This is a genomic window from Pseudomonas entomophila (assembly GCF_013523125.1).
GTDB classification, from domain to species: Bacteria; Pseudomonadota; Gammaproteobacteria; order Pseudomonadales; family Pseudomonadaceae; genus Aquipseudomonas; species Aquipseudomonas entomophila_B.
This window is the reverse complement of the sequence record NZ_JAAMQJ010000063.1, coordinates 1-10,941: the sequence shown is the minus strand read 5'-3', so window position 1 is coordinate 10,941 and position 10,941 is coordinate 1. Positions and strand designations below refer to the sequence as shown.

Here is a 10,941-nt window from a genome sequence, read left to right as displayed (position 1 = left end):
CCATTTCGCGCGTGGGCTCGTCCAGGCTACGGGCAGGCTTGTTCATGGCCGGCACGGTCTCGATGCGCTTCAACCCGGTCATCAAGGCGCTGGCAGAGCGGCTGAACACCCGACATAAAGCGTACAAGCAGATCGTCTGCGCGGCCATGCGCAAGCTGCTGCACCTGGTGTATGGCGTGGTGAAATCCGACAAACCATTCGACCCTCAGATCGCGCTTGCGAAGTGAGGATCAAGACGGTATCTACACCCGTAGTCACACCGCGATAAGGCAGGGCATTGCGGTCCGTGTGGGGCTTACCCGCGATGCAGGCGATGACTGATTGAGTCCTGTCGCTGGCAAGCCAGTGCTTACAGATGTCTGTTTCCAGACACCTGTTCTTGTAGCGTCTCAGGCGGCGGCACAGCGGTCATTTGCCTGGCACGACCTTGTGAAGCCAGCCCCACGCCTCACGCCTTCAGCAACCGCTCACGCAACTGGTTGACCTCGTCACGCAGCTGCGCCGCCGCCTCGAACTCCAGATCGCGGGCGAACTGGAACATCTTCTCTTCGAGCTGCTTGATCCGCTTGGTGATGTCCGCCGGCGAGCTGAGTTCGGCCTCGTAACGTGCGGTCTCTTCGGCGGCCTTGGCCGCGCCCTTGCGCTTCTTGCTCCGCGCACCCGGTACGCTGGCGCCTTCGAGGATGTCGGTGATGTCCTTGACCACACCCTTGGGCACGATGCCGTTGGCCTCGTTGAAGGCGATCTGCTTTTCTCGACGGCGGGCGGTCTCGTCCATGGCCCGCTGCATCGAGCCGGTGATCTGGTCGGCGTAGAGAATCGCGTGCCCGTTGAGGTTACGTGCCGCGCGGCCCACGGTCTGGATCAGCGAACGCTCCGAACGCAGGAAACCTTCCTTGTCGGCATCGAGCACCGCCACCAGCGATACCTCGGGCATGTCCAGGCCCTCGCGCAGCAGGTTGATCCCCACCAGCACGTCGAAGGTGCCCAGGCGCAGGTCGCGAATGATCTCGACCCGCTCGACCGTGTCGATGTCCGAGTGCAGGTAGCGCACCCGCACATCGTGGTCGGCCAGGTAGTCGGTCAAATCCTCGGACATGCGCTTGGTCAAGGTCGTGACCAGCACCCGCTCATCGATGGCCACCCGCTTGCGGATTTCCGAGAGCAGGTCGTCGACCTGGGTCAACGCCGGGCGAATCTCGATTTCCGGGTCGACCAGGCCGGTCGGTCGCACCACCTGCTCGATCACCCGCCCGGCATGCTCCTGCTCGTAGGGGCCTGGTGTGGCCGAGACGAAGATGGTCTGCGGGCTGACCGCTTCCCACTCGTCGAAGCGCATCGGCCGGTTGTCCAACGCCGATGGCAGACGGAACCCGTACTCCACCAGCGTTTCCTTGCGCGAACGGTCGCCTTTGTACATCGCGCCCACCTGCGGCACGCTGACGTGGGACTCGTCGATCACCAGCAGGGCGTCGGCCGGCAGGTAGTCGTAGAGCGTGGGTGGCGGCGCGCCAGCGGGACGACCCGACAGGTAGCGCGAGTAGTTCTCGATGCCGTTGCAGTACCCCAGCTCGAGGATCATCTCCACGTCGAAGCGGGTGCGCTGCTCCAGGCGCTGGGCCTCGACCAGCTTGTTGTGCTTGTGCAGGTACTCGAGCCGGTCCTTCAACTCTTCCTTGATGCCCTCCACGGCGCCCAGCAGGGTCTCGCGCGGGGTCACGTAGTGCGACTTAGGGTAGAAGGTGAAGCGCGGCAGCTTGCGGATCACCTCGCCGGTCAACGGGTCGAAGGCTGCCAGGCTCTCGACCTCGTCGTCGAACAGCTCGACCCGGATGGCCTCCAGGTCCGATTCGGCCGGGAAGATGTCCACCACGTCGCCGCGCACGCGGAAGGTGGCACGGGCGAAGTCCATCTCGTTGCGGGTGTACTGCAGGTCGGCCAGGCGGCGCAGCAGCGCACGCTGGTCGAGCTTGTCGCCGCGGTCGATGTGCAGGACCATCTTCAGGTAGGTTTCCGGGCTGCCCAGACCGTAGATGCACGACACCGTGGTGACGATGATCGCATCGCGACGCTCCAGCAGGGCCTTGGTCGCCGACAGGCGCATCTGCTCGATGTGGTCGTTGATCGAGGCGTCCTTCTCGATGAAAGTGTCGGAGGACGGCACGTAGGCTTCGGGCTGGTAGTAGTCGTAGTACGAAACGAAGTACTCCACCGCGTTGTTCGGGAAGAACGTCTTGAACTCGCCGTACAGCTGCGCGGCGAGGGTCTTGTTCGGCGCCAGGATCAGCGTCGGGCGTTTCACCTGGGCGATCACGTTGGCGATGCTGAAGGTCTTGCCCGAGCCGGTCACGCCCAGCAAGGTCTGGTGCGCCAGCCCTGCCTCGATGCCTTCGACCATCTGACGGATGGCCTCCGGCTGATCGCCTGCGGGCGCGAATCGGGTGACGAGCTCAAACTCGGACATGAAAGTACCTCGGTCGTCGTGCCTAACTGTAAATTTAACCAGTAGTCTACACTGATTCGGGCCCACTCGGCAGCCTGCGGGCAAGCCTGCCGTCGCCCTCTTCCTTCATGCGACCCTGCCAGTGGCCCAAGGGTTGAAAAATAATCGCCTCGAGCCCTCGAAAAGCTGCGCCAGACTGTCGCAGTCCGGCAGCCGTATCACTATACTGACTCCCCGTTTGTGCACCGCTTCAGTGCATCTGGCTGGAGCGTGCGACCCCTATCACTCTCCATCAGAGCCAAGGTAACAATGAGCCTGTTTTCCGCTGTCGAGCTGGCACCCCGCGACCCCATCCTGGGCCTCAACGAAGCGTTCAACGCCGACCCTCGCACCGACAAGGTCAATCTCGGCGTTGGCGTGTACTGCAACGAAGAGGGCCGTATCCCGCTGCTGCGCGCCGTCATCGAAGCCGAGACCCAGCGTGCCGCGCAACACGCCTCGCGGGGCTACCTGCCGATCGACGGCATCGCCACCTACGACCAGGCCGTGCAGACCCTGCTGTTCGGCAACGACTCGCCCTTGCTGCGCGACGGGCGCGTGGTCACCGTACAGGCCGTCGGTGGCACCGGCGCACTGAAGATCGGTGCGGACTTCCTCAAGCGCCTGTCGCCGGGCGCCACCGTCGCCATCAGCGACCCGAGCTGGGAAAACCACCGCGCCCTGTTCGAGACCGCCGGCTTCCCGGTGCAGAACTACCGCTACTACGATGCCGCCAGCCATGACGTCGACCGCGCCGGCATGCTCGAAGACCTCCAGGCGCTGCCGTCCGGCTCGATCATCGTGCTGCACGCCTGCTGCCATAACCCGACCGGCGTCGACCTGAGCCTGGACGACTGGAAGTCCGTGCTGGACGTGATCAAGGCCAAGGGCCACGTGCCGTTCCTCGACATGGCCTACCAGGGCTTCGGCGACGGCATCGCCGAAGACGCCTTCGCCGTGCGCCTGTTCGCCGACTCCGGCCTGCAGTGCTTCGTCTCCAGCTCGTTCTCCAAGTCGTTCTCGCTGTACGGCGAACGCGTCGGTGCGCTGTCGATCGTCACCGACTCGCGCGACGAGGCCACACGCGTCCTGTCACAGGTCAAGCGGGTGATCCGCACCACCTACTCCAACCCGCCGACCCATGGCGCCAGCATCGTCGCGGCCGTGCTGAACAACCCCGAGCTGCGCCAGATGTGGGAAACCGAACTGGCCGAGATGCGCGGGCGGATCCATGGCATGCGCAAGCAGATGGTCGATTTGCTGGCCCAGTACGGCGCCAAGCAGGACTTCAGCTTCGTCGCCCGCCAGTGCGGGATGTTCTCGTATTCGGGCCTGACCGCCGAGCAGGTGGGTCGCCTGAAGGACGAATTCGGCATCTATGCCCTGAGCACCGGTCGCATCTGCGTGGCCGCGCTGAACCAGAACAATATCCATGTCGTGACCAAGGCCATCGTCGAGGTACTGTGATCGAACCGGTGCCGGGGAGGCGCTTGACTTCTCTTTTGGTATCAGTAAGATACGTGCAGATTCCGCGATAGCTCAGTCGGTAGAGCAAATGACTGTTAATCATTGGGTCCCTGGTTCGAGTCCAGGTCGCGGAGCCAGATGATGAAAACCTCCAGAGGCGTGAGCCCTGGAGGTTTTTTCGTTTCAGCCCCGTCAACTGCTGCCGGTCAGTCCGCACGACCGATCGGGAAGAACACGCCACCGCTCCACACGCCCAGCCACGGCACACCGTCGATCGGCCGCTCGACCGCCAGATCGACGAGCTGATAGAACACGTTGCGATGAATGAGCGCCTCGAGGTTGGCGCGCACCCGCACGTAGGGCGAAGGCGTCTGGGTCCGTGGATCGAGGTGCACGCGCAGCGGATGGGCCGGACCTGCCTCGACCTGGTCGTCCACCGTGGTGACGAAGCGCAGCGACTGGCCCTCGCCCTCCCCGCTGACCTCCAGGGCCACGGCCACGAAGGGGGCATCGTCGACCTGGATGCCGACCTTCTCCACCGGCGTGACCAGCACGTAGCGGTCCTCATCACGGCGCAGGATGCCGGAGAACAGACGCACCATCGCAGGCCGGGTGATCGGCGTGCCCTGGTAGTACCAGGTGCCATCGCGCGCGATGCGCATGTCGATGTCGCCGCAGAAATCCGGGTTCCACAGGTGAACGGGCGGCAGGCCCTTGCCTGCCTTGGGCAGGTGCGCGATCAGATCGCCTGGCGTGTCTCGGTCGGCCATGTTCCCTCCTTCATCGGCTCATGCCCAGCAGGCTGCGAGCGTACTCTCGCATCGGTGGGCCCAGCAGATCTTCGGGCTTGTTGTCGTGCAGCGTCAACAAGCCGCCACGGCTCTTGATGCGCACCGTGTCGATGAGATAGCGCGTGCTGGTTTCGATCAGCATCATCTGCACCACGCCGGTGTCGACGCCCAGGCGATCGACGGCCTGCTCGTCGTACCACTCCTCGTCGTTGCCCACCCGGTCGTCGGTACGGGCGAACCGGGTGTACAGGACGTAGTGGGCACCGACGTCGCGCGCTTCGGCAAGCGCCTCTTCCAGCCCCAGCGGACCTTGTGCACGGCGCACCAGGGGGAAGTACTCGATGAAGCTGTCGAAGGCCGCCTGGGCCACCGCGTTGGACCGTGGAATCGGCCCCCGCCCGGGCGGCACGAAGGCGCCCTGGCCGATGTAGATGAAGGAATCGGGCTGCAGACGCACCGACAGCGTCCGGCGCGTGTCGCTGTGGTCGAGCAGGCCGGCATCGCTCAGGTGATAGCGCACCCCCTCCCCCATGTCACTGACGTTCATGCAGCCGCCCAGCGCCATGAGCGCCGACAGCAAGACCAGGCTACGCATCGTTCCTCCAGAGGCCGGCGACGGAAAGCCGACAGACAGCAGCCTGATGCAGCTTTTGCGCCAGAACCGTCCCAGCCCGCCTGGAGAAGCGTGTCAGCCGGCGTCCGGCTCGCGCTTGCGCTTGTTGCCCATACGCACGCCGATGTCCATCAGGAACTGAAAGAACCCTTCCTGGTCCTCCAGCACGCTGCTCCAGAACGGCGAGTGGTACAGCGCCACGGCACCGTGTACCAGGGCCCAGGCGGCGCAGTAGTGGAAGTACGGCGGCACGTCCTCGAGCTTGCCTTCGCTGATACGGCCCTCGATCAGGCCCGTCAGGCGGTCGAAGTTCGAGGCGCGGATGCGGTGCAGCTCCTCCACCAGGTCCGGGACCTGGTTGCCCTTGACGACCTTTTCCTCGAGCCGGTCGAACAGGCGGTAGCGCTGAGGATCGCGCATGCGGAACTCGAAGTAGGCGCGGGACAACGCTTCCTTGTCGCGATCGACGTCGGCCGAGTGCAGCAGCGCATTGAGCTCCTGCTCATAGTCGAGCATCAGGCGCAGGTAGATCTCGGCCTTGGACTTGAAGTGCTTGTAGATGGTGCCTTTGCCGATGCCAACGGCGTCGGCGATCATTTCGACCGTCACGCTGTCCTCGCCCTGATCGAGAAACAGCTTCAGGGCCGTATCGAGGATTTCCTGCTCGCGACGACGAAACTCACGGACCTTACGAGGTTCTTTCTGCATAAGTAGGCTTGGGTAGCGTTCGAAGCGGATTATTATGCCTAACTGGCGGGAAATTGCACGGATCTTACAGGTTAGGTTGTAGCTGAGGATGACAAGGCAGGCGGGGGTGGGCTTGGCTGATCGGAGTCGATCGAACCAGTGTCGGTCGTTCGTGACAGCCGTAAAGCCGTGCTTGTAGCGCCGCGCTACAAGCACGGGGCCGTGTATTCCAAAACCGTTTAAGAATCCTGCGATTGGCAGTGGCGCGTCTGCATGCATCACCGATACTGCTTATGTTGCTCCGATGCCTTCCCCCGCGTATCGGACAACGGAGACACCAGGGACCGGGTGTCTTCGTTCCACTCCTAATGGTCTTGACCCGAACTCTTCCCCCCGGAGTTCGGGTTTTTTTTGCCTGGCGTCAGGCGACGCGGGCGAGCGGGAACAGCCGCTTGAAGTTGGCCGTGGTCTGCGCGGCCAGCGACTCCAGGCTTTCGCTGCGCAACGAGGCGACGAACTCGGCGACCTCCCGCACGTACTGTGGCAGGTTGGGCTTGCCGCGATGAGGGATCGGCGCCAGGTAGGGCGAGTCGGTCTCCACCAGCAGGCGGTCGGCTGGCACGCGGCGCGCGACGTCACGCAGCGCTTCGGCGTTGCGGAAGGTGACGATCCCCGACAGGGAAATGTAGTAGCCCAGGTCGAGGGCTGCCTTGGCCATGTCCCAATCCTCGGTGAAGCAGTGCAGCACGCCTGCCTGGGCCAGGTCGGCCTCGCGCAGCAGGGCCAGGGTGTCGGCCCGTGCAGCCCGGGTGTGCACCACGACCGGCTTGTCGGTCAGGCGAGACGCTTCCAGGTGCAGACGGAAGGACGCCTGCTGCACGGCCGCCGCCTCAGGTTCGTAATGGTAGTCCAGCCCGGTTTCGCCGATCGCCACCGCATGGGGATGGGCCAGCTCGTTCAGCAGCCAGTCCAGGGCCGGCGCTTCACCGGGCGTCAGGTCGAGGGGGTGGATGCCGACCGAGCAGTCGACGTCGGCGTACCGCTCGCTCAGCGTCTTGACGGCCTGCGCATTGTCGGCGCTGACGCCGATGCACAGAAAGTGCCCGACGCCACGGTCACGCGCCGCTTGCAGGGCGGTGTCGAGGCAGCCCTGGTGGGCAGCGAGGTCGAGACGGTCGAGATGGCAGTGGGAGTCTACGAGCATGGGAACCAGTCAGAAAGAAAGTGAATGAACGCGCCAGTCAACGTACACCGGGCAATCGCGCCCAGGACGTCAGCAGGGCTTCGAGCAGCAATGCCGGGTTGAGGTTGGCCCTGGACAGCACCTTCTGGCGCTGTTGCAGGATCCAGTCCTGCGCCTCGAGCACCTGGTCCTGACGGCTTTTCTGGGCCAGGTACTGGATCACCTTGCGCATGTCTTCCAGCCCCAGGCCCTCTTCGTCCTGGGTCAGCTGGTAGCGCAGGATCCGGTAGGCCCAGTCATGGAACCAGTCGAACACCAGCAGCATGGGCACGTTTTTCCACGCCTCGGCCAACTGGCTGGGCGACTGCTGCTGCTTGAGCAACTGCTTGACCCCACCCGTCACCAGGGCCCGTTGCTCGCGCACGCCCTGCGCTTGAAGGCTGGCGGCCCTCAGCGGCGAACCGGCCGCCAACTCCAGTAGCACCTCAAGCGCCGACGCGTCGCTGTCGGGCAAGGCCGTGGCCAGCCACTGACGACTCTGGGGCGCGCTCGGCACGGGACAACTCACCTGCTGGCAGCGACTGCGAATCGTCGGCAGCAGCAGGCTGGGCCGGTGGCTGACCAGCAGCAGCACCGTGTCGCCGGACGGCTCTTCGAGGCTCTTGAGCAAGGCGTTCGAGGCATTGACGTTCATCGCCTCGACCGGCTCGATCAGCACCACCTTGCGCCCCCCCAGCTGCGCGGTCTGCACCACGAAGGCGACCAGCTCGCGCACCTGATCGACCTTGATCGGCTTGTCGGCCTCTTCGGGCTCGAGCACGAAGTGGTCGGGGTGGCTGCCGGCCTTGAGCAGCAGGCACGCTTTGCACTGACCACAGGCATCGAGCCCCTCAGGCCGCTGGCACAGCAGGCGCGCCATCAACCGCTCGGCCAGGGCGCGCTTGCCGATGCCACGCGGCCCGTGCAGCAGGTAGGCATGGGCATGCCGCTCGCGCCCGGCCAGGTGCTGCCAGAGCGCCTCCTGCCAGGGGTAGGCGTCAGCCACGGCAACGGTCCAGCAGCATCGGCAACAGCGCGTCCAGATCGTGCTGGACGGCGGCCAGGGGCTGCGCGGCATCGAGCAGCGCATAGCGCTCCGGCGCCTGGTGCGCCCGCGCCAGATACGCCTGGCGAACGGCCTCGAAGAACGACTGGCCCTCCTGCTCGAAGCGATCCAGGCGGCCACGCGCCGCGGCGCGCTGCAGGCCGATGTGCACCGGCAGGTCGAAGACCAGAGTCAGGTCGGGGCGCAGGTCGCCCTGCACGAACTGTTCGAGCTGGGCGATGCGGGCCTGGCTCAGGCCACGGCCGCCGCCCTGGTAGGCGTAGGTGGCGTCTTGTTTCGGAACGTCTAAAAATGTAAACGTCATGATATGTTTCGGAAAGCCTTTATATGTAAACCTCGAAATTCTCCCCTGAAAGCCTTTAGAATCAAGCTTTTGCCCGGAGAGAACCCAGTGAGAAAGATCATCGGCCTCGCAGCAAAAGCGAGATCAGGTAAGGACACAGGTGCCGCTTTCCTCATGGAGCATCCGGAGGTAGCTAGCTACGCCCTGGCCAATCCACTGAAGGCTGGATGCCAGTCACTGTTCGGGTTATCGAATTCTCAGACCTGGGATGATACCTCAAAGGAGGTGCGGCTGGACGCATGGGGGATGTCTCCCCGTGAATTCTTTCAGCGGGTAGGTACGGAATGGATGCGTGATAGCCACGACCCTCTGCATTGGCTTAAGCGTGCTGACCGTGCAATCAACAACCCTACTCCGCCTCCTCGTCCGCTAACAGAAGCAGAAACCCAGGATCCTGAGACGCCTTTCATGCGTGCCGCCCAAGAGTTTTTCGGCTTCAGCGATGAGCAGATTTGGTCCACGGCCAAGACTCAAATCGACAGCTTCTGGGGCATCTCTCCAGAGATCGCGATCGCCTTGATAAAAACGCTCGCAACCCAGGAGTTTCCTGACTTTGCAACTAGGCGTGTAAATCACATAAACACTTTGCAACCTGAAAAACCAACTTACTCCGAACTTTGCCTCACCGACAAAGAGGTCATTATCATCAAGGATATTCGGTTCGAAAATGAAGCCAAATATATCCGAGATCTTGGCGGTGAGATCTGGCATATCGTCCGATATGACGCAACAAAGATCAAAGAGCATTCATCCGAAGCAGGCATCGCAGTTGCAAGTTCCGATGTTGTTATTCATAATAATGGAACCATTGCAGATTACCGACAAAAAATTGAGGAGGCCTGGGCTTCTCTAAAGGTTCGCTGCGCCATATAGAATGAGTAAAAGGAAACAGCGCAGTGACCTCGCTTTTCACCCCCGCAACAGAAAGCTCGTATGAACTAGCTCCTACAACCGACTCACAGCCAATCCCCTGCGACTATCAAGGGCACCCTTTCTGGGACAAGCAATCTCCACTGTGCTTGTCCCTGCACCTGGTTTTCGTCAAGTACGCCGCTACGCACCGCAGGATTTCGGGCTACGGGTTGCGCCAAGCCATCAAGCTTTTCTTCGACTTCGCCAGAGACTTCAACGAGCGAAACCCAGAGAGTTTCCACCTCAAATACCTGACGGATATCAGCGCAGAAGTCTTCAACAACTTCCGAACCTTTTTGCTTGCGAATCAAGAGAAGAAGGAAAACGCGAGCAAGCTTAAATCAGCAATCACCCTGATCTCTAAAGAAACTGATCTCTTGCCGCAAATTCAGCTTTCACCGATCACAGGCAATGATCAGAAAAAGACTCTTCCATTGACGGGCGAGACAAATGAGATGCTCGTGAGCGCCCTCAAGACGCACGTTGATACGCTGTATGAGAAGCTAGCTTTTCGCGAAATAGTGGCGACAGCCGAGCCTTATCTGTTTGACGAAATCATTCAAACATACACGCCAAATCACACCCGAGAGAACATTTTCAAATGGGCACAGCATCGTCGCGAGCATAAGCTAAAAGTCTCAACTCGAATGGTTGCGGACAAAATCAAGCATACAAACGACCCGGAGCTTGCCGCTCTTATGGATGGCCCTGACCTCTTGGGAGAGTTCAACAAGCTCTACGAGGCACGCCCAGATTGCTACCGCTTCGAGTCCCCAACCGACCCCTTTGTTCACAACAGCCTGTGGCACTGGGCCCCAGAGGAGAGCCGAGTCCACAAAACCCTGCTGAAGCACGGTTACCCTATGGACCTCTCACTGGAGACTATCGCCACCACTTACGCCCCCAAATACTTGATATCAAAAGGTGACTGCCAAGACATCATCCAGCTCTTGCTTTTCCGGTGGAATCGCGTGGGTGCGAAGCGACTCATCAAGCACCCTGTCCGACCTTGGGACGATGTCCTCGGTGCGTACTACCCAACCATGGTTGACATGTCGTGCATCATCTTGTTTGCCATGCTCCAGAGCAATTGGAATAAAGAGTCCGTGCTGTGCGTCGACGCAGACAACATGGAGCACCCATTGACAGGTGCAGCTTCCGAATCGCAGGTCATTGTTCAGTCAGAGAAAAATCGCTCCCAGGGTCTCGATAAACCGTATTACGCTCCTAAGGAATCTCCGAACAAGTCCTCAGTTATGCGAAAATCACCGCACCACCTGATCCGAGCCGCCCATGAGCCAGATGAGTTTTTCCGACTTTGAGTACGCCGGCAAGCGCAAGCAAACCCGCCGCGAACG

At 61.9% G+C, this 10,941-nt stretch carries 9 protein-coding genes, 1 tRNA gene and 2 pseudogenes; 5 read left to right on the top strand and 7 right to left on the bottom strand.

Features of this window, described 5'->3' with window-relative positions:
- A pseudogene (locus G7007_RS21000) lies at nt 1–227 on the top strand (IS110 family transposase); the annotation flags it as partial.
- A gap of 221 nt (nt 228–448) precedes the next feature.
- Here G7007_RS21000 and uvrB read toward each other — a convergent pair.
- Nucleotides 449–2,464 (bottom strand): excinuclease ABC subunit UvrB, encoded by a 2,016-nt coding sequence (gene uvrB, locus G7007_RS20995; RefSeq protein ID WP_181104902.1) that lies wholly within the window; start codon nt 2,462–2,464, stop codon nt 449–451.
- Nucleotides 2,465–2,752: 288 nt separating this feature from the next.
- Here uvrB and G7007_RS20990 point away from each other — a divergent pair, with 288 nt between their 5' ends.
- Together G7007_RS20990 and G7007_RS20985 are read left to right on the top strand one after the other, a co-directional pair.
- Nucleotides 2,753–3,949, top strand: a complete 1,197-nt coding sequence (locus tag G7007_RS20990; protein WP_181104901.1) for an amino acid aminotransferase — start codon at nt 2,753–2,755, stop codon at nt 3,947–3,949.
- A 61-nt stretch (nt 3,950–4,010) separates the two neighbouring features.
- Nucleotides 4,011–4,086, top strand: a tRNA-Asn gene (locus G7007_RS20985).
- A gap of 69 nt (nt 4,087–4,155) precedes the next feature.
- Here the strand turns inward: G7007_RS20985 and G7007_RS20980 are convergent.
- The 6 genes and pseudogenes from G7007_RS20980 to G7007_RS20955 all read right to left on the bottom strand — a co-directional run.
- Complete coding sequence (locus G7007_RS20980) at nt 4,156–4,719, bottom strand: DUF1285 domain-containing protein (RefSeq protein WP_181104900.1); 564 nt, start codon at nt 4,717–4,719, stop codon at nt 4,156–4,158.
- Nucleotides 4,720–4,729: 10 nt separating this feature from the next.
- On the bottom strand, nt 4,730–5,335 hold the full coding sequence (locus G7007_RS20975; protein ID WP_181104899.1) for a DUF4823 domain-containing protein: 606 nt from the start codon (nt 5,333–5,335) through the stop codon (nt 4,730–4,732).
- A 93-nt stretch (nt 5,336–5,428) separates the two neighbouring features.
- Complete coding sequence (locus G7007_RS20970) at nt 5,429–6,061, bottom strand: TetR/AcrR family transcriptional regulator (RefSeq protein WP_181104897.1); 633 nt, start codon at nt 6,059–6,061, stop codon at nt 5,429–5,431.
- Between the two features lie 400 nt (nt 6,062–6,461).
- On the bottom strand, nt 6,462–7,244 hold the full coding sequence (locus tag G7007_RS20965) for a TatD family hydrolase (RefSeq protein ID WP_181104895.1): 783 nt from the start codon (nt 7,242–7,244) through the stop codon (nt 6,462–6,464).
- A gap of 37 nt (nt 7,245–7,281) precedes the next feature.
- The gene (locus G7007_RS20960) at nt 7,282–8,268 is read right to left on the bottom strand and encodes a DNA polymerase III subunit delta' (RefSeq protein ID WP_181104893.1); all 987 of its coding nucleotides are present in this window, start codon (nt 8,266–8,268) and stop codon (nt 7,282–7,284) included.
- Nucleotides 8,261–8,599 (bottom strand): annotated as a pseudogene (locus G7007_RS20955) (dTMP kinase); the annotation flags it as partial. The pseudogene G7007_RS20955 and the gene G7007_RS20960, both read right to left, overlap by 8 nt.
- A 120-nt stretch (nt 8,600–8,719) precedes the next feature.
- Here G7007_RS20955 and G7007_RS20950 point away from each other — a divergent pair.
- On the top strand, nt 8,720–9,544 hold the full coding sequence (locus G7007_RS20950; RefSeq protein WP_181104890.1) for a deoxynucleotide monophosphate kinase family protein: 825 nt from the start codon (nt 8,720–8,722) through the stop codon (nt 9,542–9,544).
- A 23-nt stretch (nt 9,545–9,567) separates the two neighbouring features.
- The gene (locus tag G7007_RS20945) at nt 9,568–10,905 is read left to right on the top strand and encodes a hypothetical protein (protein WP_181104888.1); all 1,338 of its coding nucleotides are present in this window, start codon (nt 9,568–9,570) and stop codon (nt 10,903–10,905) included.
- Nucleotides 10,906–10,941: the final 36 nt, after the last annotated feature.